Origin of the sequence: Chitinophaga niastensis (assembly GCF_003014755.1) — a bacterium.
Lineage (GTDB): Bacteria > Bacteroidota > Bacteroidia > Chitinophagales > Chitinophagaceae > Chitinophaga > Chitinophaga niastensis.
Window position 1 is genome coordinate 453,532 of the sequence record NZ_PYAW01000004.1, and the last position, 21,416, is coordinate 474,947.

22 protein-coding genes are annotated in these 21,416 nt (G+C 42.8%); 15 read left to right on the forward strand and 7 right to left on the reverse strand.

The features are described from left to right. Window positions 1-103 precede the first annotated feature (103 nt). The 3 genes from CLV51_RS20425 (at window position 104) to CLV51_RS20435 (ending at window position 3,750) form a co-directional block, all read left to right on the forward strand. Complete coding sequence (locus tag CLV51_RS20425) at window positions 104-1,072, forward strand: pyridoxal-phosphate dependent enzyme (RefSeq protein WP_106529932.1); 969 nt, start codon at window positions 104-106, stop codon at window positions 1,070-1,072. 24 nt (window positions 1,073-1,096) lie between these two features. Beyond that, a complete protein-coding gene (locus CLV51_RS20430) occupies window positions 1,097-2,065 on the forward strand; it encodes a 2,3-diaminopropionate biosynthesis protein SbnB (RefSeq protein ID WP_106529933.1) in 969 nt (322 codons plus the stop codon). A 128-nt stretch (window positions 2,066-2,193) separates the two neighbouring features. After that, window positions 2,194-3,750: a S8/S53 family peptidase gene (locus CLV51_RS20435; protein ID WP_106529934.1), complete on the forward strand. Its 1,557-nt coding sequence runs from the start codon at window positions 2,194-2,196 to the stop codon at window positions 3,748-3,750. 76 nt (window positions 3,751-3,826) lie between these two features. Here the strand turns inward: CLV51_RS20435 and CLV51_RS20440 are convergent, their stop codons facing one another. The 6 genes from CLV51_RS20440 to CLV51_RS29455 all read right to left on the reverse strand — a co-directional run bounded on the left by CLV51_RS20440 (window position 3,827) and on the right by CLV51_RS29455 (window position 10,056). Continuing rightward, on the reverse strand, window positions 3,827-4,582 hold the full coding sequence (locus tag CLV51_RS20440; protein WP_106529935.1) for a metallophosphoesterase family protein: 756 nt from the start codon (window positions 4,580-4,582) through the stop codon (window positions 3,827-3,829). A gap of 171 nt (window positions 4,583-4,753) precedes the next feature. Beyond that, the gene (locus CLV51_RS20445; RefSeq protein WP_211302066.1) at window positions 4,754-5,323 is read right to left on the reverse strand and encodes a DUF6620 family protein; all 570 of its coding nucleotides are present in this window, start codon (window positions 5,321-5,323) and stop codon (window positions 4,754-4,756) included. A 12-nt stretch (window positions 5,324-5,335) separates the two neighbouring features. Further along, entirely contained in the window at window positions 5,336-6,163 is an 828-nt protein-coding gene (locus tag CLV51_RS20450; protein WP_106529937.1) for a hypothetical protein, read from the reverse strand. A gap of 3 nt (window positions 6,164-6,166) precedes the next feature. Further along, window positions 6,167-6,415 (reverse strand): hypothetical protein, encoded by a 249-nt coding sequence (locus CLV51_RS20455; protein ID WP_106529938.1) that lies wholly within the window; start codon window positions 6,413-6,415, stop codon window positions 6,167-6,169. Window positions 6,416-6,441: 26 nt separating this feature from the next. Then, window positions 6,442-7,398 carry an SPFH domain-containing protein gene (locus CLV51_RS20460; RefSeq protein ID WP_106529939.1) on the reverse strand — a complete coding sequence of 319 codons (957 nt, stop codon included), beginning with the start codon at window positions 7,396-7,398 and terminating at the stop codon, window positions 6,442-6,444. A 264-nt stretch (window positions 7,399-7,662) separates the two neighbouring features. Beyond that, window positions 7,663-10,056, reverse strand: a complete 2,394-nt coding sequence (locus CLV51_RS29455; RefSeq protein ID WP_106529940.1) for an eCIS core domain-containing protein — start codon at window positions 10,054-10,056, stop codon at window positions 7,663-7,665. Window positions 10,057-10,270: 214 nt separating this feature from the next. Here CLV51_RS29455 and CLV51_RS20470 point away from each other — a divergent pair, with 214 nt between their 5' ends. From CLV51_RS20470 to CLV51_RS20515, 10 genes are all read left to right on the forward strand, one after another. Beyond that, window positions 10,271-10,483 (forward strand): hypothetical protein, encoded by a 213-nt coding sequence (locus CLV51_RS20470; RefSeq protein ID WP_106529941.1) that lies wholly within the window; start codon window positions 10,271-10,273, stop codon window positions 10,481-10,483. 39 nt (window positions 10,484-10,522) lie between these two features. Then, complete coding sequence (locus tag CLV51_RS20475; RefSeq protein WP_106529942.1) at window positions 10,523-11,059, forward strand: 2'-5' RNA ligase family protein; 537 nt, start codon at window positions 10,523-10,525, stop codon at window positions 11,057-11,059. Between the two features lie 67 nt (window positions 11,060-11,126). Further along, window positions 11,127-11,702, forward strand: coding sequence for a TerD family protein (locus tag CLV51_RS20480; RefSeq protein ID WP_106529943.1), 576 nt, complete (start codon window positions 11,127-11,129; stop codon window positions 11,700-11,702). Window positions 11,703-11,720: 18 nt separating this feature from the next. Beyond that, complete coding sequence (locus CLV51_RS20485; RefSeq protein WP_106529944.1) at window positions 11,721-12,404, forward strand: TerD family protein; 684 nt, start codon at window positions 11,721-11,723, stop codon at window positions 12,402-12,404. A 153-nt stretch (window positions 12,405-12,557) separates the two neighbouring features. Beyond that, entirely contained in the window at window positions 12,558-13,343 is a 786-nt protein-coding gene (locus tag CLV51_RS20490) for a TerC family protein (RefSeq protein WP_106529945.1), read from the forward strand. A gap of 185 nt (window positions 13,344-13,528) precedes the next feature. Then, window positions 13,529-13,909 carry a hypothetical protein gene (locus CLV51_RS20495; RefSeq protein WP_146151334.1) on the forward strand — a complete coding sequence of 127 codons (381 nt, stop codon included), beginning with the start codon at window positions 13,529-13,531 and terminating at the stop codon, window positions 13,907-13,909. Window positions 13,910-14,177: 268 nt separating this feature from the next. After that, on the forward strand, window positions 14,178-14,984 hold the full coding sequence (locus CLV51_RS20500) for an MbnP family protein (protein ID WP_106529947.1): 807 nt from the start codon (window positions 14,178-14,180) through the stop codon (window positions 14,982-14,984). A gap of 1 nt (window position 14,985) precedes the next feature. Further along, complete coding sequence (locus CLV51_RS20505; protein WP_106529948.1) at window positions 14,986-16,026, forward strand: cytochrome-c peroxidase; 1,041 nt, start codon at window positions 14,986-14,988, stop codon at window positions 16,024-16,026. A gap of 28 nt (window positions 16,027-16,054) precedes the next feature. Next, window positions 16,055-16,978, forward strand: a complete 924-nt coding sequence (locus tag CLV51_RS20510; RefSeq protein ID WP_106529949.1) for a transporter — start codon at window positions 16,055-16,057, stop codon at window positions 16,976-16,978. A gap of 25 nt (window positions 16,979-17,003) precedes the next feature. Next, the gene (locus CLV51_RS20515) at window positions 17,004-17,906 is read left to right on the forward strand and encodes a DJ-1/PfpI family protein (RefSeq protein WP_106529950.1); all 903 of its coding nucleotides are present in this window, start codon (window positions 17,004-17,006) and stop codon (window positions 17,904-17,906) included. A 16-nt stretch (window positions 17,907-17,922) separates the two neighbouring features. Here CLV51_RS20515 and CLV51_RS20520 read toward each other — a convergent pair whose 3' ends face one another. Then, entirely contained in the window at window positions 17,923-18,786 is an 864-nt protein-coding gene (locus tag CLV51_RS20520) for an AraC family transcriptional regulator (RefSeq protein ID WP_106529951.1), read from the reverse strand. A gap of 123 nt (window positions 18,787-18,909) precedes the next feature. On the opposite strand from CLV51_RS20520, the gene CLV51_RS20525 reads away from it, so the two are divergent. Together CLV51_RS20525 and CLV51_RS20530 are read left to right on the forward strand one after the other, a co-directional pair. Then, on the forward strand, window positions 18,910-20,361 hold the full coding sequence (locus CLV51_RS20525) for an alpha-L-fucosidase (RefSeq protein WP_106529952.1): 1,452 nt from the start codon (window positions 18,910-18,912) through the stop codon (window positions 20,359-20,361). Between the two features lies 1 nt (window position 20,362). Next, window positions 20,363-21,382, forward strand: coding sequence for a zinc-binding alcohol dehydrogenase family protein (locus CLV51_RS20530; RefSeq protein ID WP_106529953.1), 1,020 nt, complete (start codon window positions 20,363-20,365; stop codon window positions 21,380-21,382). The last annotated feature ends 34 nt before the right edge of the window (window positions 21,383-21,416 follow it).

The window sequence follows — 21,416 nt, forward strand, 5'->3', positions numbered from 1 at the left end:
CGCATTACTATCTGAAAAATAAGGGCAAATGTTACCCTGTTTGCACCATCATCTAAACCATATACAAATCACACTACAATCTTCACTCTTAAAACACGCACTTATGTTGAAACAGCTTGAAAAGTTAGCCGCTTTTATTGGGAATACCCCCCTGATGGAATTAAAAAATAAAGACACCCGTTTGTTCGCAAAACTGGAATACAATAATTTTTCCGGTAGCTCTAAAGATCGTGCAGGATTCAGTATTATATATAACGGTATCAAATCCGGTCGCATTAATGAACAAACGACCATCATTGCCTCCAGCTCCGGAAACCTTGCGATAGCAGTGGCTTCTATTAGTAAAATGCTTGGCCTTAAATTTATTCCTGTTATTGATCCAAATATTAACAGCGCATATGAATCATTACTCAATTTGTTGTCTTATAGAGTAGTGAAAGTAACCGACCGCGATAAAACCGGTGGCTACCTGCTCACCCGTATTGAAACGGTGAATAATTTACACAAGACGATAGAAAATTCTTTTATAGCGGATCAGTATGGCGATCCAAATAACTATAAAGGGTACTACGGATTGACGGAAGAAATCATCAAATCATTTGATCACCTGGACTATATTTTTGTTGCCGTGAGCTCCAGTGGCGCTATTACAGGCATCTCCAAAAGTATTAAAAAGAAAAGACCCGACATTAAAATAATAGGAGTAGATGTAGAAGGATCTGTAATTTTTAATGCTCCTCCTGTTAAAAGATATATTTCCGGAATAGGCGCCAGCCAGGTACCGCCAATTATAGAAAACGCACTGATTGATGATGTAGTGATTGTGTCACAGACAGACATCATAAAAGGCTGTTTTGAATTGCTGAATGAGCAGGTGATTTTTGCCGGCGCATCTTCAGGCGCGGTGTATTTAGCTGCCAAAAATTATTTTAAAGATACCCAGCACATAACAGTACCAACCTCCCTGCTTATATTCCCGGATAAAGGCCATACTTACCTGGATACCATCTACAACCAGGAGTGGGGCGAACAACTTGCCGCTAAATTAACATCATCAACAATAGCTCAATAATATAAACCAGCAAATAAATAACGTATGTTATATCTGAATGCGAATAATATCAACGACATCGGAATTAATTGGAGCGACTTAACAGCGGTCATAAAAAACGCGACCGGCGCGCTTCATAAAAACGATTATTCTCAACCCATTAAACCCTATCTGAGATATGGCGATCCTAAAAACAGGATCATTGCTATGCCTGCTTATGTGGGCGGTGGCGCACCGCTGGCAGGTATTAAATGGATCGCCAGTTTCCCTGATAATATTTATCAACAAAAATTAAGAGCTCATTCGGTAACTATCCTGAATGAGCATGACTCAGGCATTCCCTTGTGCGTGATCAATACCGCTATGATCAGTGCATTACGTACTGCTGCTGTATCCGGAACAATAGTAGAACAATACCTGGCTCTTAAAAAAGCGGATAAACAATTTACTGTAGGCATTATTGGATTTGGACCTATCGGTAAAACGCATTTAAAAATGATCACGGCCATTTTGGGTAACCGCATCGATAAGATCCTGCTCTATGATATTAATGGCGTAGATCTTAGCAGTGTTGATGCAGCATGGCAGGATAAAATACAGGTTTGCGATTCCTGGCAGGCCTGCTATACCACAGCAGATATTTTTATTACCTGTACCGTTTCTTCCAGTCCATATGTAGATCTGCCACCAGTGAAAGGCTCTTTGCAGTTAAATGTTTCGCTGAGAGATTATAAAGCGGAAATGGTAGCGCACATGGATGTTATCGTAGTAGATGATTGGGAGGAAGTATGCCGTCAAAATACAGACATCGAAAATATGCATAAAGTAATGGGCCTTGAAAAAAAGGACACTTTATCTATCTCAGATATCTTATGCACAGATGCTTTACAGGGAAAGGAAGACGCTGTTATTATGTTCAACCCGATGGGCATGGCTATTTTTGATATTGCCCTGGGTGGTTATTATTACCAGGAAGCGGTCAGGAAAAACATCGGCTCCGTTATGCCGGATTAAATATGCCAGTTTTACCCGGCTAAAAAGTATTGGCCTGTAATTCCTTTTATATCTTATTGATATAATCCTGCCCTCAAATTTTGTTAACCTTATTCATTTCAATTATCAATAACCTCTAAATTTTACACATGAAAAATTTGAATCTGCTTATTGCTTTTGCCTTGGTCATCACGATCGTATCCTGTCAAAAGAGAGAATCCACGTTGAATGCAACATTTCCTGGTAATGAAAACCCTACAAGTGTTGTTCCTAAAGAAAAGATCAATGCTTTTATCAGAGCGCAATGGGAAAAGAATCATCAGTTTGACTGGAAAACAGCCAGCGACAGCCTGTTATGGAGCGCGCTTGTACAAAGCGACAGCGTCCTGTCTGTTGGTTACCAACCAGCTGGTTTTTCAGATCTTGCTAATAAAATTCATGCCATTGATGTTACAGATGCCAACTGGAAATCAACAAGGGCACAGGTCCTGGACCTCATTTTGAAATTTGAGAGAAAGACCAGTACAGCACTTTCCGAAAAAGATGTACTTGTATTTAAAGAAAATAAGCTGCCTGTTTTTGATATCAAGGTGAGCCAGTTCGCTACTATCAAAGCGTTAAGAGCTTCTAACCTGGTACGCTACGCAGAACCTATCGGATACGGCAAATATATGGATGACGGATCATCCACCAAATACACCGCAAGGGCTGGAGCCTCAGCATCAAGCGTACTTAGTTTCGGATGTGGTACCAATGTGGCCACACCCGGACTGGTAGCTGGTGTTGATTATACTAATATCACACCTGGTGCAAAACAATCCTGGAATTACACTTACCATAATATTCCCCAGGCATGGGCAAGATCTACCGGTCAGAACGTAAAAGTGATGATCATTGATACAGGTGTAAGTCCGGATCAGGACAACCTGGGTGCATCATTCAACCAGGGATCTTCTACCGGCAGAACCATAGAAAAACTGGTTACTTTCCCGGGTGCTACACCAGATGATCTGTGCGGACACGGAACTGCTATGTCTGGCGCATTGGCTGGCCCAAGAGGCACAAATGGCGCCTCTACCGGCATTGCTTACAACTGCAACCTGGTAGTGGTACATGCTGCTGAAAATGTGGTGATCTTATCCTCTGAATCTGTGCAGGGCGTATCTGCTGCTTATATATTAGGAGGAGACCGTACAGATGTGAAGATTATCAGCATGAGTATGGGTACCATTATCGCTTTTAATCAGATCACCGATGCTATTCAATATGCTTACAACAAAGGTAAACTGATGTTTTGCGCTGCCGGTACTACTAACAGCAGTATTCCTAATATCATTGGTGTTATATTCCCTGCTTATCTGCCAACGGTGGTAGCAGTAACCGGTATGAAAGATAATCTTACAGATCGTTGCGTAGACTGTCACGTAGGACCTGAAGTAGCGTTCACTATTGTAATGGAAAAAACAAGCAATGGTACTACGGCACTTTCACTGGCAATGAGCGGCGCGGCGCCTTCTACTGTAGGTGGCTCTTCTGTAGCTACTTCCAGTTGTTCTGCTATCGCTGCTTTGGTGTGGAGTAAATATCCAACTTATCCTAAAGATAGTATCATAGCAAGAATGAAAAGGGCGTCCAGTTTTGCTTCCAACAGAAACCACGACTTTGGCTGGGGTATCCCAAATGCTGATGTAGCGGTAGGACAATAGTTAATACTTAGATATGTTGAAATGAATAAAAGAGGTTGTATCAATTGTTTTGGTACAGCCTCTTTTTTAAAATAGCTTACACAGCGAGGCTATTATCAGATAGCAATGCTGCATAAAAATCAGGGATCTGACTTTCTTTTATCCCTTCAATGGTTTCCTTAACAGGATAATTTATTTTTTTAATGGCAACATTGAAATAATCTTTCGCCAGGGATGCGTTATTATCTTTAATAGTCAATTGCAAATAGGTGGCAAGTCCGTCCTTTTCTTTTGTTCGTCCAACAGACCCCGCATTCACCACCATCTTTTCCCCATTCTCTAAAAATCTGATATAAGATAGATGCGTATGACCTGTTACGAGCAAATTTATCTGCTGATCATTCATTAACCCGATCAGCTCTTCTTCGTTATGGTGCTGATAAATGTATTCGTCGACGCTGCGTGTACTGCCATGCGCCAGCAATAACTTCAGGTGACCAAAATCTAATTGTATATACCGCGGTAAATGAGCAAGGAAAAGCTTGTTTTCTCTGGTGATGGTATCTTTTGTATAATTGATGGCCTTTTCTCTGGCTACCTGTTCTTCAGGACTATGTTTACTGAGGGGCAGAATGGGATGATCAAACGCAATACGTTCATCATGGTTACCCATAATAGTAGGGATGCGCATACGTCTTATCAGTTCAATCACTTCATTGTGCCATGGAGCTGCATCGGTAAGATCACCCAAACAATATATCTGGTCAGCATTAAAACTACGAATATCGTCAAGGACTGCTTTCATTGCCGGCAGATTGCCGTGTATATCACTAATTATCGCTATTCTCAACATCTTTGCATCTCTTTTTTACTAGGGCAATTATACCCTTAATTTCCAATGAATAAAAGACACCCTTTCAGAAAAGATGAAAAGGACAACTAATGAAGGAAAAAATACCAGGGAGCGATATAATAGAAAAGCCCCGCACCGGATGGTGCAGGGCTTTTTTTGCTTATAATCATTTTAAAATTCAATATCATCAGCTACATTACCGCCCTGCGCTTCAGCAAACAAATGCTTATACTTGGCCCTGTAAGTATCCTGGTTTTCATTGTATTTTGCATAATCTGTTTGCAGGTCTTTTTGGATCTGCTCATTCCATATAGAGGCAGCTACCTGGAAATCACCTAAATTAATACCGTATTTATCAGCAATCCACTGAGCCCCATCTATGCCATACTCATAGGCTACTTGTCTTGCTACTTCTAATTCCTGGTAAAAATCTATATCCGTCTTAATCTTCTCTGTGTTGTTAGCTCCCTCTGCTGAAACAACTGGTTTTAAGTTACCGAACTTTGGATGTTGATCAGCCTGACCGAAATACTGACCAAAAAGGGTTACAATATGAAAGGTGCCATCCTGTTTCATACGTTCAGGCCAAAGCAGGTTTGCCTCCTGCCATACAGGCAATTCCACCCCTAAAGCTTTTGCTACATCATTTTCGCTTAAACCACTCCCTAATTTTGCGCAGGCTGCGCTGTAATCTTCTAAAGTAATACCATGAATGGGTGCTAATAATGGATTCTCAGACATTTTAATTGTTATTTAATGATGATCAATGGAATTATCTTTCAGCAGGCGCTGGTAAAATTTTTCGTTTTCTTCTGCCATATCGGGCACTATTTTATTCCACTCATCAAACATGGAACGTAAATATTGTTGATATAAACCAGGCGCCTTTGTTTCACTTTCTTCGTAAGCTTTCAATAAATGAGCCGTTCTTTGCTCTGCCAGGCTACGCGCATTATGGAATACCAACTGTGTTGCAGTAGAAGGGAGGAAGGTGTTTTGTGTATGGCAAAACGGGCAGGTAACATAGGTAGCAATAAAAAACAATTTTGGAATCGTAATATTGCCTCCGCATTGTTTACACCCAAACTTATCCTTTATACTTTCAAAAGCTGTCAGCTGTTCCTGGTAATCAGCTTCCAGATCCTGTTGGCCGGTTGTACCTTTCAGCAGTGAAAAATAATAGTGTATTTTCTCCTCAAAAATACGGTGTCTGTCCAAACATACCTGTCTGAAGGCATAGAGCATGTCATCATACTTACGGCCTGCTTTGGTAGTGATGGGGGGAATGGTAGCGGAGGCATGATGCACAAAGTTGAAAACCTTTTCTTCCTTTACTTCATTTGCTTTTTCGCGCATCTGCCCCAGTTGCCCCTGCAACGCAGACACCATGCGGCCATGTGCCCGTTTATATGGATCATTATCCTGTTCAAAAACTTCTTTCAATTCCGGCAGGGCACCCATACACATTTCTTTCATGCGGGCTTCCAGTTTCTCTAAAAAAGAAATCCACTTGTTTTGTGTTTGCTTTATTTTTTCGATGAGCGCGGGGTTATCATATTCTTTCTCAAAAAAATTAAACATAGATTACGAATTGTTTTCTTTTTTTATGTGGACACCATCTGTGAGCTTTATGTCCATGAATGTGAAACCACAATAGGCACAGGCGGTAAGTCCGTGCCGGTAAGCCCTGCCAGCACCGCAATTAGGGCAGTCGCGGGCTTCCACCCTGGCTTCCTCCATATTTACTTCCCCGCCATAATTTTTTTGATTGAGAGCGCTCTGCCTCAGCTTTTCAAGATAGGTTAACGGCTTTTTCTTTTCTTCATCACTCATGACTATAGATTGAATATCAAAATATGCTACAGTAGTTTTAACAGTTCTTCTTTTTTAGCAGTGTATTCTGCTTCATTAATCAGTTCCGCTTCAAAAAGTGTTTTTAGTTTCTTGAGCCTGGCAGCAACATCTTCCTGCGGTGCAGGTTCATTTGGCGTACTGTTGCTGGGTTTCAGCTGATTCATGATCATACCCATGGCAATAGCTTGCTGGGCGGCATCTGCTATCCTTGAGTTATCCTTGCCCATCGCATTGGCCTGACTGAATTGTGAAAACTTATTCATATCAGTAACCATATTCATACCAGTAACATTATCATAATGTTTGGTTACTTCTTCAGGTAAGGTAACGCTGCTGATCGCAAATTGGGTTACTTCTACACCGAGATCTGTAAAATATGGCTGGATCAATGGCTGCACCTTTTCATTCAACATAGAAAGACTGCCTGCAGCATCCACTACTGATATATTTGCCTGTGCCAGCACTTCACCAAATTTGGGTGCAATAAAATCACGTAGCTGATATTCCAGCTCTATAACACTCAGCCGCGGGTAAGTACCGGCATATTGTTTAAAGAACTTTCCAACATCGGTGATACGGATGTTGAACGATCCGAAGGCCCGGATACGCACCTGGCCAAACATATTGTCTCTCATCAGTACAGGTGCCGGTGTGCCCCATTTGAGATTAATAAACTGGTGGGTATTAAAAAAGTAAACATCAGCCTTGAAAGGGCTTTTAAAGCCGTATTTCCATCCTTTAAGACGGGTCAGGAAAGGAATGTTTTCTGTATCAAGGATATATTTCCCGGCAGTGAATACATCTGCCAGTTGGCCTTCATTCAGGAAAAGCGCGGACTGGCTTTCTCTTACGGTTAACACAGCACCATTTTTTATTTCTTTGTCCTCATCTTCAAACTTCCACATCAGCATGTTGGGGTCAGGTGTTACTGACTCAATTATTTCAATAAAGGGTAACGTCATATTTTGGGTATAAACTTTCGTGAGAAAGTAAAAGTACTATTTTTTAAGATTAAACAAAGATAGATGAGGGCAGTATATGGATGTTTTTTATATTTTATAATTCTTTCAGTTAACTGGTGCTAAAGCAATCGGGTCGAAGCGTACCGCTGTAAATGCTATCATGTCAGATAACGCCCTTGTTGCCCGGAAATTTGTTTTCAGGTAGTCGACTACTTCAGTCAGTATATATTGCTGGATTTATTATATAGAAGGGTATTGCAGTATTTACCTTTGCCATGTTGATAACAACGTAGTCAGTTGTGCTGCATTCCGGGCGTCCGGTCCATTGAGAAATGTCCTCAACCGGGTCAGCTGTGTAATACGAGTCCAGAAGTTTTGATGAAATGCAACACGCAAAGCTTCGCGGGCGCTAGCTGGCCCTGGTGTACCGGCACGCTCTGTGGCCAGCAGCGAATTTTCTGTATGCGTACCGTCTGCCAGCACGGCTGCTAGTATACTTTCTTCATTTGCCAGTATAGACATGAAGGTGGTATTTGCATGTAAATCTGGCCGGGCTGTTGCCGTAGCGTGCAACTGGCGCACCTGTGAAGGATATGCCTCCATGGCAACTACCGAATCACGAATGTTTTCACCTTCACCCAGGCTTTTTTGTGATATAGCTTCATGGGCGTGAATATTGCTCATGCCAACACCAAAATCAAGACGTAGTCTTGTTAAAAGCAGGAAGGAAGAACGACGCTGTTGCGCATTGATATCTGCATATATCAGCCAGTTGGTATCCTTCATGGTTTGAAACAGGACATGGTCGTTTAATGCAGCCAGGCGTGCATGCATAGGTGGGCTCAGGTGTAATGCTGCGATTTCCGTTCTTACACGGGTCATTTCTGCTGGTAATGCTGCTGTCCATGCAGCCATTGCTGCTCTCCATGTTACTAGTTCAGCAGCAGTGGCTGTATGAGCAGGGTGACTGGGATGTGTGGGACGGTTTGGAACGGGGGTTATATGATGAGGGACGCCCACGTGTTCTATCCCTACGGAGTTGGAATTGACAGCAGTGGGATTGAGACGTGTTTGTTCAACCCGTCGGTTAACAGGAGATATCAGCGATATCTCACCGGTTTCACTAATCAGGTATTGTGCACCAACATGCTCACCATTGTCCATACGACTCTGGTAGGTATTTAATGTTGACGATTGTGTAGGACTCTCTGTTTGATGCAATATAATGTTATGCACGTTGGCCCGCGGCAGATTACCAGATTCCAGGTTTGCAAAAGTGCGGCTACGGTCTGTGATTTGTAAATCACGGTACATACCCAGTGTCATATTGGTCCAGGAACGTTGTATCCAGCCTGTTTGCGGAGTTGGTACAGCTACTGGTGGTTGTGTATTTTCAAATGCAGGCCCGGTTACCTGTATCCACTGCGGATCTGTAGGATGTATTGCCACAAAAGTAACGGTTGCATTATTCTCAAAAAACAGGTTGTGATGGTTGTTTTGCATGATGGTGTGCAGGTCTGTTTCACGGAGGAAACTCTGCTCATGCATTTCACCAGTGGCATAATCTGCTCCTGGCTGATGGCCGGCTGCGTGTGCAGGTGTTGTTGCAGGTGTTGGTATATGTGTTGGCGTTGGTGTATGTGTTGCAGGAGCTGGCGCAGGGGTAACAGCTATGGGTGCAGGCCCGGTAGGAGAAGGTGTAGGATGAGCAGGTGTCGCAGGTGTAGGGATCGCAGGTGTAGGGGTTGGTGTATGTGCAGGTGATGGCGATGGTGTAGGTGTAGGTGTAGGTGTAGGTGTAGGATGAGCAGGTGTTGGAGGCGCAGATGTTGCACCTGCTATTTGTCTTAGTGGTATACGAAGTTTCAGTCCTGCATGAATGTCGTTACTGGTAAGACGATTCACGGTCATCAGATCATTCACGGTCACACCAAATGAGCGACTGATCGAATATAAATGATCACCGTCGATCACCGTATATAACTCAGGGATCACCAGATGACGGCCTTCGAGGATAGTGTCGCTGTTTAAATGATTGGCAGCCCGGATAGCCGCAGCAGATACATGATAGAGGTGACTGAGTGAAAAAAGTGTATCGTCATGCGTTACGGTATGATTAACATCTCTTTGGATAAAAGGTGTCATACCTTTACGCTGCACAGGAGAGATGGGAGGTAATGAAGATCCTGCCTTATCTGTATTATCCGCATTTTGTTGTATCACATGTACCAGTTCGTGGGCCAGCAATCTTTTACCATCGAAAGAAGATGGGGCATATTGTCCCTGTCCGAATACAATATCATTACCGGTGGTGTAAGCTTTTGCCTGTATAGATTCCGCAGCGCCGGCGGCCGTATCATTTGTATGCACCTTTACGCCGCTGAAATCCCTGCCAAAACGGGATTCCATAAATGAGCGTGTTTCCCGGGGTAACGGATCTCCACTACCGGAAAGATCACCTGGTTGCACTGAAGCTGCTACCGGGCTTGTACCTGGCTTTTCTTTCCGCTGCAACTGAGGAGGTTCGGTCATACGCATTACCTGGTCGGCAATCTGGTCCGCTTGTAACTCATGTTCATCGCCGGGGTTACTAACGGTTATAGGTGTTTGATCAGCATTACTTCGCTGTTGCTGGGGGGTATTAACAATCGGGCGCATAACTATTTATTTAGGCATGAGGAAAACAGATGAAACTATGCTGAGTCCAGGGGTTAAATATTGTTCTGCTATTTCACTTTTGGGTGTTATGTATAAGATATAATAAAAGAGGGAGACTACAAAATATAATTGCTACCAGTACGCTTGTATCAGGAATTTTTCGCATGATGTTTATGATGCGCTTAATTTTTTTTCATTATTTTTAAATTAAAAAATGACGTATAATTCTTCCGTGATCCTCGCTGATAGCGCTGCTGCGCTGGCATCTCAATTGAATGCATTTTTTGAAGCCAATAAGAATATTGATGTTGTTTCTGCTACTCAAAGTCACAGTGACCGGGACGGGAAGCTGCAGATTGTTCATACAGTTATCTATAAAGAAGGCAGCCAAAAGAAAGCTGTATCGGGATTTGCAGCAGCTAAATAGTTATTATATTGCCGGCATTAAATTAATAGCCCTGATTTCATGGACCATGCACCACTGATCGTTACCTTAGAATTGCATCCAATGCATCAGCCATTTTTTAATGGGCTACGCAAGGCGCATTTCCCTGCTCATGCCAATTACCTGGATGCACATATTACCTTGTTCCACCATCTGCCGTCTAATGAACCATGCATCTATGAAACATTGACGGTACTTTCAAAACAGACCCCTTTCACCCTTAAGGTAAATGGGCTGCATCGTTTTGAAAATGGAGTAGCCTATACGCTGGCTTCAGATATACTGCAAACGCTCCATCAATCGATGCAGGAAAAATGGAAAGCATGGCTGGTATGGCGCGATCAGCAGCCACTGTGGCCACATATCACTATCCAGAATAAGGTAACTGCCTTCAAATCGCAGCAGCTACATGAAAAGTTGGGGGCGGCATTTGTTCCCTTTGAAGTGGCCGCCGTCGGTATTACTACCTGGCTTTATCTGAACGGGCCATGGGAGCGGGTGGCATATTTCCCGTTTACCAGCCAGGAGAAAGAGATCCCCACACAAAACCAGCAATAATTTTTTTATAGCACGTTTTTGTTCAATAAACTTAATACCTTATATTACCTGCGTTAAAATTCAGACAATGGCGATCAATTTACAAAAAGGACAGCGGATAGACATCGGTCTTTCCAAGATCAGCGTAGGACTTGGATGGAATCCCAACGAAGGAACAGGCGCAGATTTCGACCTGGATGCTTCTGCATTTATGATTGATGAAACCAGGCTCATTCCCCGGGAAGAATTTTTTATTTTCTATGGCAATACCGACTCTCCGGATAGCGCTTTGCATCATACAGGTGATGACCCTACAGGCGGCAACAGCGCAGATGGAGATGATGAAACAATAGAAGTGGATCTGACAAAAGTAGATCCCAGGGTGAAAGAAATTCTTTTCGTGGTAACAATTCACGATGCTGCTGCCAGAAGACAAAACTACGGACAGGTAAGAAATTCTTACATCCGTATCGTTGATCACAGCACTGGTCAGGAGATAGCCAAATATGAACTGGGAGAAGACTTTTCAATAGAAACCGGCGTGGAATTTGGCCGCCTGTACAACAAAGACGGCAAATGGAAATTTGAAGCTTCCGGTATCGGTTACAAACAGGACCTGGCTTTTTTTCTGTCAAAATATTTCAAAGGCCAAATTATTAAATAACCCTGTAAACGCTGTTATATGGCTATTAATTTAGTAAAAGGTCAAACAATTGACCTGCGCAAAAACGATAAAGGTGAAGAATTTGACCTGTCTACTGTAACTATCGGTTTGGGATGGGATGTGAAACAACAAAAGAATGAAACCGGTTTTTTTGGTAAACTATTTGGTGCCCCACAAAAAGAAGCGGAGTACGACCTAGATGCTATTGCCATGCTGCTGGACAGCAACGGAAAAGTAGCCAACTTAGGCAGGAAGGTAGCCACCAACGATGGCAGAACAATCAATTTATTTGAAGGCGATGTTATCTTCTTTAATTCTATGAAACACCCTTCCGGTCATATCTGGCTGACAGGTGATAACAGAACAGGCGCAGGTGATGGCGATGATGAACAGATCATTATTAAACTGGATTCACTGGATGCAAAATATCAGAAAATATTGTTCATGGTAACCATTTACCAGGGACGTGCAAATAATCAGCATTTTGGTTTAATCGATAATGCTTTCATTCGCGCAGTAGACAGCAGGGGTAAAGAAATTGCGAAGTTTAGTTTATCCGGAAACAATACCTACAACGGTATGTGCTCCATGACATTTGCTGAATTATACAGAAAAGATGGTGCCTGGAAATTCAGGGCTATCGGTGATCCGCATCAATCAGACAGCTTTGTGGATGAACTGAAAAAGTTGACGTACTCCTGATCATTTGTTTTCCCGGGTATTGTAGCAAATAACCTGATTATCGGCGCGGTCCATCCTCCGGATCGTTGCCTTAAGCCGTTTGTACAAATGAGAAAATTTCCGGTATACCTGCTATTGGATACACCCAACAACCTATATTAAAACAGCATAAAAATGAGTGAACTAATCCAACAAATTATTGACAATCCGCTTCCATCACTGATCGTAGTTGGTAACCTGGTGATTATTGAAAGTTTATTATCTGTAGATAATGCTGCAGTATTAGCTACCATGGTAATGGATTTACCTGAAAAGCAAAGAGACCGTGCCCTGAAATATGGTATTTTTGGAGCTTATTTTTTCCGTGGCCTGGCCATGATATTTGCTTCTTTCCTCATTAAGATCTGGTGGTTAAAACCTATCGGTGGTTTGTATCTGTTATACCTGGTGTACGGCTGGTGGAAAGGAAAACAGGCAGAAGGAGAAAAGGAAGAAGAAACAGTAGATAAAGGCAGCAACTGGCTATACAAGGCTACAGTAGGCGCTATCGGGCCATTCTGGGCCACGGTGGCACTGGTAGAACTAATGGATATGGCTTTCTCTATCGATAACATTTTTGCAGCGGTAGCCTTTACAGATAATATCGTGTTGGTTTGTACCGGGGTATTTATTGGTATTCTGGCGATGCGGTTTGTGGCACAGGCTTTTGTAAAGCTGATGACTAAATACGTTTTCCTCGAAGCAGCAGCTTTCATAGTAATCGCTATCCTGGGTATTAAGCTTACGATGTCTTTGTTTGAGCATTTCTTCCCTGAGTCGCCTGTTACGCAGTTCCTGGAAAGTTCTAAAGCAGATGTTATTACTTCTATTTTGACGGTAGGTATTTTCCTGATCCCGATTATTACCTCTGCCTTGTTTAATTTCCCGAAGAAAACAGTGGCTGCTAAAACAGAAGTGTAGTATATTAATTAATAGTCCTAATGTATTAATCATCTATTTCAATATATTGAAATAGGTGATTAATATATTGATCTGATTTTAAATTTTAGCTGATTATATTTTAATTAAAAAGTTCTTCGCATTATATATCAGCAATAACATTTTTATCAATAACTTCGCAGTCATTTTTAACATCTTCATCACATATGCGGAAACAATTAATAACGGCTTTCTTAATGCTGATATGGCTTTGCCAGCTATCAGGCCGTTATTTTGTGATGCTCGACTTCTATCTGAACCAACAATACATCGCTGCAAATCTTTGTGAAAACCGCAATAAGCCAGAGATGCATTGTAATGGTAAATGTCATTTGAAGAAACAGTTAAACGAAGAAGATAAAAAAAATCAGGAGAACCCTGAGCGTAGAGCCGATAATAAAAGTGAAATTTTTTATCCCCTTACAAACGAAGCTCATATTGCATCTCCGCCGATGACGGCTGATAATAAAAGTTATCACTATCCTAATGTAATAGGTATTCCTGTAGATCAACCTTCTGATTTATTTCGTCCCCCGGCTACTTGCTGATTTTATATTTTCATTTCTTTTTATCAAAAAATAATGCGTCATAGCTACTGCTTTGGCATGCCTGTACGGTATCATGGTATGGCACCCTGACAGTATTTTGCTGACGGTTATATTTCCTTGCTGATGCTTTGTAATAAAGGCGTTCAGCGTCTTTATTGCTATTGCTGAAAGAACAAAATAATTTTCTTTCAAAGGTGCCTTCTCTTGTTTATAGGGGAGATGCCATGCTATTGTCTTTACATTTCCTTATCTGCTTAAAAAACATTTTATGAAGCATATTTTAATATTGACCACTATAGCTGTTTTATTACTCACTGCCTGTGCAAAGAAAGATGATCCAATACCATCTAACAATAATAAGGCTACATTATCTATTCAATTTGATAACATCGTTGGTGCTAAAAATTTACAACTGAATACCGGTACCTATATCAATGCTGCCGGCGAAACATTTACTATCAGTTTATTACAATACTATATCAGTAATATAAAAGTTAAAACCGGCGATGGGAAAGAGTTTGTGGTGCCGCAGGATAGCAGTTATTTCCTTGTATCGGAAGCTGCGGGTGCTTCTCAGTTTGTGAAAGTACAGGTGCCGGAAGGAGATTACACTTCCCTGAGTTTTGTATTAGGTGTAGATAGTTTGCGCAGCACCATGGATATCAGTAAACGCACTGGTGTGCTGGACCCTTCCACTGGCATGGATGGCGCTATGTACTGGGGCTGGAACAGCGGTTATATCTTTTTCAAAATGGAAGGCATTTCCGCTGCGGCGCCTGCTGATCCAAGCGGACAACATAAATTCCGTTACCACGTAGGTGGCTTTGGTGGCTATGCTGCGGTTACTATGAACAATATCAAAACTATCAGTATTGATCTGAATGCAGGTGGTATTCCTAAAGTACGACAGGGGAGAGAGTCCAATGTACACCTGATGGTAGATGTGTTGAAGATGTTTAATGGTGCTACCAATATCAGCATTGCCAATAATCCTACAGTGATGTTCAGCGATTTCAGTGTAAAGGTGGCAAACAATTATGCCAGCATGTTCTCTCACGATCATACAGAAAATTAATATGAGTAAGCAACCCTGGATAGTGTTGGCAGTACTGGCGACGGGAATGTATGCCTGTAGTAAAAGTGCTGATGTGGTGGCCGCTTTCATTGGTTTCCGGCAGCCCGCTAATTTTCCGGCACCCGTATATCATCTTGATGATAACCATATTACCCAGGCTGGATTTGAGCTGGGACGTAAGCTGTTTTATGAACCGCGTTTGTCGCGCAACAATACTATTTCCTGTGGTGATTGTCATATTCAGACAGCTGCATTTACGCATCACGGGCATGATGTCAGTCATGGTATCGACGATAGGTTAGGCAGCAGAAATGCACCGCCTATCATGAACCTGGCCTGGCATACCACCTTTATGCTGGATGGCGGCGTGTTTGATCTGGACCTGCAGCCCATTGCGCCCATCACCAATTTTGTGGAAATGGATGAAACACTGGATAATGTCCTGAAAAAATTAAAGGCACATCCGCAGTATCCGGCCTTGTTTAAGAAAGCATTTGGTTCGGAAGAAATTACTACTGCACGTATGATGAAAGCTTTATCGCAGTTTATGGTGATGCTGGTAAGTGCCGGCTCAAAGTATGATAAAGTAATGCGCAAAGAAGGCAAAACCTTTACTGCGGACGAACAGGCGGGCTACACTCTTTTTCAGCAAAAGTGTAGTGCCTGTCATGCTGAACCACTTTTTACAGATCATTCCTTCCGCAATAATGGCATTGGTGCGGGGCCTAACAACGATGAAGGTCGTTATCCGATTACGTTAAATACGGCAGATAAATACAAGTTTAAAGTGCCCAGCCTGCGTAACCTTGCTTACACAGCACCATACATGCATGATGGCCGTTTTTACACATTGGACGGCGTGTTGGATCACTATACATCGGAAGTGCAGAATATGCCTACACTGGACCCTTTGCTCAAACAAAACGGACGCCTGGGGATTTCATTGACAGCAGCTGAGAAGCAACAGGTATTAGCGTTTCTGAATACTTTAAATGATAAAGCATTCATTACTGATAAAAGGTTTTCAGAACAGGCGCAGTAATATTAAAAAAGTATAAAATTTTTGGAAGATGAAAAGAGCGGTTTTTCTGATTATATTTTTTATAACAATCGTCTATGAGTCCCGTGCCTGCGATATTTGCGGCTGCGGCGTAGGTAGTTATTATATTGGTATTTTACCTGATTTCAAGAAACGTTTTATTGGTATAAGATATCAGTATAAAACATTGCGTACGCATCTTGGGCCTGCCGGTACAACTTCTTATCTCACCACAGATGAAACTTATCAAACGGCTGAACTATGGGGTGGCTGGAACATTGGTAGGCGCTTTCGTGTATTGGGATTTGTACCGGTTAACTTCAACGGGCGCAGCAACCAGGGTGTCAGTCAGCATAAAAACGGCCTGGGTGATATAGCAGTAGTAGGCTATTATCAACTGTTGGATAAACAACAAACGGTAGGGCGCAAACTATTGGTACAATCGCTCTGGATTGGTGGAGGAATAAAATTGCCTACCGGCAGATATGAACCTGTAGAAAAAAAGGAGAATGAAGAAACACCGAATAGTTTTCAGTTAGGTACCGGTAGTATGGATTTTACCCTGAATGCCATGTATGACGTGCGTTTGATGGATTTTGGCATCAATGCAAATGTTAGTTACAAAATAAATACTGCTAATAAATACGATTATCAGTATGGCAATAAATTTACCGCTAATGTGCTGGGCTATTATAAAATCAAAGTAGCGCAACAACTAACGGTGGCGCCTAATGTAGGTTTGTTGTATGAAACAGCAAAAAAGGATACAGAAGATAAACGCTTTACCATGGATGTTTCCGGCGGATATGCTTTACTCGCAACAGCGGGTGCGGAAGTGAGCTATAAAAATATAGCCATCGGCGGAAATTTTCAGCCGCCTGTTTCCCAGCAGCTGGCGGATATGCGGGTAAAATCCGGTAACAGGGCCATGGTACATGTAACGTATCTCTTTTAAAAATTATCTTATTAAATTAAAAAAGATGATCAGACATATTTGTATAATACTGTTAAGTGCATTCGGGTTTATGAGCTGTAATACGCCTGTGAAGCAGTCGCACACAGCTGCTAAGGCGGATAGTACAACAATAAGAGTAGCTGTTTTGGTATATCCGGGTGTAGAGCTGCTGGACTTTTCAGGTCCGGCGGAAGTGTTTAGTAATACCACCGGATGTGAAGTGTATCTTGTATCTACGGTGAATGGCCCTGTTGGCTCACGGCATAATATACTCACCATGATGCCGGACTATACTATTCATAATGCACCACAACCGGATATCCTGGTAATACCCGGTGCGCTGGTAGATTCCGTTACCGCTGCTTACAAAGATCCTGAAGTGTTGCGTTATATCAACCAGGTAAATAAAGGCACAAAGATGACGATGTCTGTATGTACCGGGGCGCTCTTACTCAGTAAAGCAGGCCTCACCAAAGGAAAAATAATTACCACGCATTGGGCCGTGGTGGATACACTGCAGGCAATAGATACAATGGCTACGGTGGTAAAAGACAAACGATTTGTAGCAGATGGAAAGATAATTACTACTGCCGGTATTTCGGCCGGTATAGATGGTGCTTTGCATGTAGTGGAAATGTTGAAAGGCATTAAAGAAGCTAACGCTGTATGCCGCGCTATGGAGTACGACAAGTGGAATCCTGCTGCCGGCCTTGTTGTGGGCAAAACAACTGTGATTTCATCTCCGGTTAAACAGTCCACTACCGGGGCGTTGCCTGCAGCAGGTACTGATCCGGTTTGTCATATGCCCATGAAAAAGGGAACCCTGATAACAGCTATGTATAAGGGAAAGATGTATGGATTTTGTTCAGATTATTGCAAGGCTGATTTTGTGAAGAACCCGACAGAATATGTGATGGATAAAAAATAGCGCACAGCATTTCAGCTTACATAAAATGCCTTTTATATTCCAATGGCTTCCTGCCGGTAGTGAGTTTAAACTGATGGAAAAAATGCGAAAGGTTATTATAACCGCATGCATAGCAGATCTCCGTGATGTTGCTGTCAGATTCAATTAACAACCGGCAGGCTTGTCCTATTCTTACCTCCGTTAAAAACTGCACATACGTTTTTCGTGTTTTAAGTTTGAAATAACGGCAAAAGGAAGGTTTGGTCATGTGGAGTAGTGCAGCTACGTTGTCGAGACTTATTTTGTCCCGGAAATGACTGTAGGTGTATTCGAAGATGGTGTTCAAACGATCGTTGTCGTTATGATCATGGTCGTAGCTGAAGCTTTTGCTGGTCAGCAACGTATAGTCGCTGCTCTCCGCAATCAGATGCAGGATTTGCAATAACAGCAACAATCTGCCGCCGGGCGACTGTGCCGGCAGTTCTTCCATCATATGCGCTATCTTCCTGCTGGTGGCGCCTTTTAGCTTTATACCTTGCCGGGCCGATGTTAGCAGTTGCGTGAGCTTACGCATCTCTGGCAAGGCAGCAAAGGTGGCGCCCAGCATATCCTGTTTAAATAATGCTACCACTGCTTCGCCGGGTTGCCCTTTCTGCTCGCGGATATAGGCATATTCATGCCGGAAGGAATGCGGTAAATTAGCGCCCAATAAAACTATATCTCCACTACGAAACGGACCAATAAAATCGCCGATCAGCCAGGTGCCGGAGCTTCTTTTTATAAATAATAATTCCAGCTCCGGGTGGTAATGCCAGTTGTTACGCATGTTTTCCCCGATATCTCTTCTCACAATAAAGGAGCTCTCCGGGTGTGGTGTTACTTTTCTTAATGCTGGTTTCATTACCGGTAATATAAATAGTTGTAGCTACAATAGGGTAATATTCCACACTTTTTTGCAAAAATGCTGAAAAAAAATCCGGATCGGCCTTCCTAGTTTTACGATTCAATTCCACGCGTATCAACTATGAAAAAGTATTTATCATTACTCATCTGCTGTATCCTGCTCCTGTGGGGGCATTACAGCTTTGCCCAGGAAAGATACCAGGCTAACTGGTCGTCACTGAAGCAATACCAGACACCGGAATGGTTCCGGGATGCCAAGTTCGGGATCTTTATTCACTGGGGAGTATACTCGGTTCCCGCCTGGGGCAGTGAATGGTATCCGCGAAATATGTACCAGCAAGGTTCCAGGGAAAACAAGCACCAGGTGGACACCTATGGCCCGTTGAATAAATCCGGCTACAAAGATTTTATTCCGCAGTTTAAAGCGGAGCAATTTAATGCGGATCAGTGGGTGGCTTTGTTTAAACAGGCAGGTGCAAAGTATGTGGTGCCGGTGGCAGAACATCATGATGGTTTTGCTATGTACAAAACAGTGCTCTCCAAATGGAATGCCGCTGAAATGGGCCCTAAACGGGATATTATAGGAGAGCTGGCAGCTGCCACCCGCAAGGAGGGGCTTATATTTGGACTGTCCTCTCACCGCATTGAGCATTGGTGGTTTATGAATGGTGGTCGTAAATTCGATAGTGATGTCAACGATCCGAAGTATGCCGATTTTTATGGTCCGGCCAGGGAAGAAAATGAAACCATGTCGCCTGAGTATATGAACGACTGGTTAATGAGATGTACGGAGCTGGTGGATAAATATCAACCGCAATTATTTTGGTTCGACTGGTGGATAGAGCAGCCGGCACTGGAGCCTTACCGCAAATCATTTGCAGCGTATTATTATAACAAAGGACAGGAGCTGAATAAAGGTGTGGTGATCAATTATAAAAATAACATTGCTTATCCGGATGGTACTGCGGTACTGGACCTGGAACGCGGTAAACTGGGTGGTATCCGGCAGCTGCCGTGGCAAACAGATGATGCCATTGGTAACCAATCCTGGGGATATATTAATAACAACACTTTCAAATCTGCGCAATATGTGATCACTAATCTCATAGATATTGTGAGTAAGAACGGGAACCTGTTACTCAACATCGGTCCCAAGCCAGATGGTACTATTACCGCAGAAGAAACAGCCGTATTGCTTGGTGTGGGCCAATGGCTTTCTGTCAACGGAGAAGCCATTTACGGCACCCGCCCCTGGAAGGCATATGGGGAGGGGCCTACCGAATCGGCCAGCGGATCTTTTGCTGATCAGAAAGTGCCCTATACCGCGCAGGATATACGCTTTACTACCAAAGGAGAAATTTTGTATGCGATTGCTTTGGGCGTACCTTCAGCAAATACAAAAATACAGGCCTTATCCTTAAAGGCGGGTCATGGTACTATTGAGAGGATCTCCCTGGTAGGTAGTGAGGAAAAAGTACGTTGGGCGCAAAAGCCTGATGGGCTTATCATTCAGCCGATGCAAAATTACCCTTCCACCAATGCGGTAACGTATAAAATTACTTTTAAGAAATAATATGAAATCATTAGTGTGCACGACACCGGGGCGATTGGCTTATGGTGAGATGAATGCGCCGGTTATCGTTCCGGGTCATGCCATTATTAAGATTAAAAGAATAGGAATTTGCGGCACTGATTTACACGCCTGGGAAGGAACCCAACCCTTTTTTAATTACCCCAGGATATTGGGACATGAATTATCCGGAGATCTTGTTGTAGCAGACAATGCACCTGGTTTTGTACCCGGCGAAGCCGTTACTATTATACCTTATTTCAGTTGTGGCACCTGTATTGCCTGTCGCAGCGGTAAGTCCAATTGCTGTACAAAAATACAGGTATGTGGTGTACATATAGATGGTGGTATGGTGGAATATTTATCTGTACCGTCCGATGCACTGGTACATGGCAACGGCCTAAGCTATGATGAGCTGGCCCTGATAGAACCATTGGCGATAGGAGCACATGGCATTCAACGCGCCGCAGTAAAGCCCGGTGAGTTTGTACTGGTAGTGGGAGCAGGGCCTATTGGACTGGCTGCAATGGAGTTTGCGCGTATCGCGGGGGCACAGGTGATAGCAATGGATGTGAATGTACAACGACTGTATTGCTGCAAAGAAAAACTGGATATCTTACACCTCATTCATGCTACATCCACAGCTGATGTATTGAAAAGAATATCGCACATTACTAACGGTGACATGCCTACGGTAATTATTGATGCTACCGGAAATTTAAACGCCATCAATAATAGTTTTCACTACCTCGCACATGGCGGCCGTTATGTACTTATAGGATTACAGAAAGAGGACATTGTATTTTCCCATCCCGAATTTCACAAGCGGGAAGCTACATTGATGAGCAGCCGTAACGCTACCCGCGCGGATTTTGAGCAGGTGATCGCTGCCATGAAAAACGGGTTAATAAATCCCGCTGCATATATTACCCATCACATTGCTTTTGATGAGCTGAAAGATGCATTTCCCGGATTGCTGCAACCTGAAGCAGGCGTGATCAAAGCGATGGTAACCTTAACGTAGGTAACTGTTCTGCGCATGATTTTGTATAAGCGGT

Bases quoted from the DNA above. Each gene is read 5' to 3' on its own strand.
- CLV51_RS20460 (WP_106529939.1), bottom strand. From the start codon at position 7,398: ATGACGTTACCCTTTATTGAAATAATTGAGTCAGTAACACCTGACCCC.
- CLV51_RS20450 (WP_106529937.1), bottom strand. From the start codon at position 6,163: ATGTTTAATTTTTTTGAGAAAGAATATGATAACCCCGCGCTCATCGAA.
- CLV51_RS20425 (WP_106529932.1), top strand. From the start codon at position 104: ATGTTGAAACAGCTTGAAAAGTTAGCCGCTTTTATTGGGAATACCCCC.
- CLV51_RS20440 (WP_106529935.1), bottom strand. From the start codon at position 4,582: ATGTTGAGAATAGCGATAATTAGTGATATACACGGCAATCTGCCGGCA.
- CLV51_RS20455 (WP_106529938.1), bottom strand. From the start codon at position 6,415: ATGAGTGATGAAGAAAAGAAAAAGCCGTTAACCTATCTTGAAAAGCTG.
- CLV51_RS20530 (WP_106529953.1), top strand. From the start codon at position 20,363: ATGAAATCATTAGTGTGCACGACACCGGGGCGATTGGCTTATGGTGAG.
- CLV51_RS20520 (WP_106529951.1), bottom strand. From the start codon at position 18,786: ATGAAACCAGCATTAAGAAAAGTAACACCACACCCGGAGAGCTCCTTT.
- CLV51_RS20500 (WP_106529947.1), top strand. From the start codon at position 14,178: ATGAAGCATATTTTAATATTGACCACTATAGCTGTTTTATTACTCACT.
- CLV51_RS20505 (WP_106529948.1), top strand. From the start codon at position 14,986: ATGAGTAAGCAACCCTGGATAGTGTTGGCAGTACTGGCGACGGGAATG.
- CLV51_RS20435 (WP_106529934.1), top strand. From the start codon at position 2,194: ATGAAAAATTTGAATCTGCTTATTGCTTTTGCCTTGGTCATCACGATC.
- CLV51_RS20485 (WP_106529944.1), top strand. From the start codon at position 11,721: ATGGCTATTAATTTAGTAAAAGGTCAAACAATTGACCTGCGCAAAAAC.
- CLV51_RS20510 (WP_106529949.1), top strand. From the start codon at position 16,055: ATGAAAAGAGCGGTTTTTCTGATTATATTTTTTATAACAATCGTCTAT.
- CLV51_RS20470 (WP_106529941.1), top strand. From the start codon at position 10,271: ATGACGTATAATTCTTCCGTGATCCTCGCTGATAGCGCTGCTGCGCTG.
- CLV51_RS20515 (WP_106529950.1), top strand. From the start codon at position 17,004: ATGATCAGACATATTTGTATAATACTGTTAAGTGCATTCGGGTTTATG.
- CLV51_RS20475 (WP_106529942.1), top strand. From the start codon at position 10,523: ATGGACCATGCACCACTGATCGTTACCTTAGAATTGCATCCAATGCAT.
- CLV51_RS20495 (WP_146151334.1), top strand. From the start codon at position 13,529: ATGCGGAAACAATTAATAACGGCTTTCTTAATGCTGATATGGCTTTGC.
- CLV51_RS29455 (WP_106529940.1), bottom strand. From the start codon at position 10,056: ATGCGCCCGATTGTTAATACCCCCCAGCAACAGCGAAGTAATGCTGAT.
- CLV51_RS20445 (WP_211302066.1), bottom strand. From the start codon at position 5,323: ATGTCTGAGAATCCATTATTAGCACCCATTCATGGTATTACTTTAGAA.
- CLV51_RS20480 (WP_106529943.1), top strand. From the start codon at position 11,127: ATGGCGATCAATTTACAAAAAGGACAGCGGATAGACATCGGTCTTTCC.
- CLV51_RS20525 (WP_106529952.1), top strand. From the start codon at position 18,910: ATGAAAAAGTATTTATCATTACTCATCTGCTGTATCCTGCTCCTGTGG.
- CLV51_RS20490 (WP_106529945.1), top strand. From the start codon at position 12,558: ATGAGTGAACTAATCCAACAAATTATTGACAATCCGCTTCCATCACTG.
- CLV51_RS20430 (WP_106529933.1), top strand. From the start codon at position 1,097: ATGTTATATCTGAATGCGAATAATATCAACGACATCGGAATTAATTGG.